At 69.8% G+C, this 1,362-nt stretch carries 1 protein-coding gene; it reads left to right on the top strand.

Features of this window, described 5'->3' with window-relative positions; genetic code table 11:
* Positions 1 to 340: 340 nt before the first annotated feature.
* On the top strand, positions 341 to 1,362 hold a 1,022-nt coding region (locus ACFWJO_RS39335; RefSeq protein WP_386873051.1), incomplete at its 3' end, for an extracellular solute-binding protein.

The raw sequence follows: 1,362 nt of genomic DNA, 5'->3' as shown, positions 1-1,362 counted from the left end.
CGGCGGTCCTCCTCCCGGTTCATGGGGTTCTGCGGCGGGGCGGGTGCACGACGGCGGCGGGCCGGGGGTCGATGCGTGGCACCAGAGTACGGCACGGCAGGCGCGGTGGTGGAAGCGCTTCCATTCCGGTTTCAGCCGGTCTTGACCTCCGCCCCCACTCCCGCATGCCCGTGTTCATGCGGGAGCGCACCTCTGTGTGGCATATCACAGTGGAAGCGTTTACACTCCTGGGGACTGACTCCTTCAGCCGCCGGGGGCAGGCGCCGTCTCACCGCGGGGCCCACGTCGGCGACGCAACGGCCGGCGCATGCCGCGGGCCACCCCTCGTGAAAGGCACATCATGCAGTCGACGACGACCGGCGGCCTCTTCCGCCGCCCGCTCAGCCTGACCCTCACCGCGGCGTTCTCCGCCCTCGCGCTCACCGCGTGCGGCGGCGGCTCCTCCGCCCCGGCGTCCTCCTCCCCGGCCGGCGCCACCGAGCAGGGCACGGCCACCGCGTCCCCGAGCCAGGACCTCTCCGAGGCCGGCGCCAGCACCATCACCATGTGGGTGGACCAGAACCGCCAGGAGCCGCTGCAGGCCGTGGCGGAGGACTTCAAGGAGGACACCGGGATCACGGTGGAGCTCGTGGTCAAGGACAACTCCACGATGAAGGACGACTTCATCACCCAGAACCCCACGGGCGAGGGCCCGGACGTGATCGTCGGCGCCCACGACTGGATCGGCTCGCTCGTGCAGAACGGCACCATCGAGCCCCTTGAGCTGGGCGAGAGAGCCGGCGACTTCGTGGAGTCCTCCGTGCAGGCCGTCACCTATGAGGGTCAGACCTGGGGCGTGCCGTACTCCGTGGAGAACATCGCCATCCTGCGCAACACCGAGCTGGCCGAGTCCACCCCGGCCTCCTTCGACGAGATGATCGCGGAGGGCCGGAAGGCCGTCGACGCCGGCGAGGCCGAGTACCCGTTCGTGGTGGGCCTGGACGCCGTCAACGGCGACCCGTACCACTTGTACCCGTTCCAGACCTCCATGGGCGCCCCCGTGTTCAAGCAGGCCGAGGACGGCTCGTACGACACCGGCTCGCTGGCCATGGGCGGGCCCGAGGGTGAGGCCTTCGCCGAGAAGCTGGCCGAGTACGGCGAGTCCGGGGTGCTGAACCCGAACATGACCGCGGACATCGCCAAGGAGCAGTTCAACTCCGGCAACGCGGCCTACTTCATCACCGGCCCGTGGAACATCGAGGAGGCCGAGGCGGCCGGCGTCGACTTCGAGGTCGAGGCCATCCCGTCCATGGGCGACCAGCCGGCGCAGCCGTTCGTGGGCGTCAACGCCTTCTTCGTCTCCTCAGAGTCCGAGAACCAGCT

It is taken from the genome of Streptomyces sp. NPDC127092 (genome assembly GCF_042722475.1).
In the GTDB taxonomy this organism is placed as follows: Bacteria; Actinomycetota; Actinomycetes; order Streptomycetales; family Streptomycetaceae; genus Streptomyces.
Note: the sequence above shows the minus strand (reverse complement) of the source record. Positions and strands in the feature narration are given on the sequence as shown.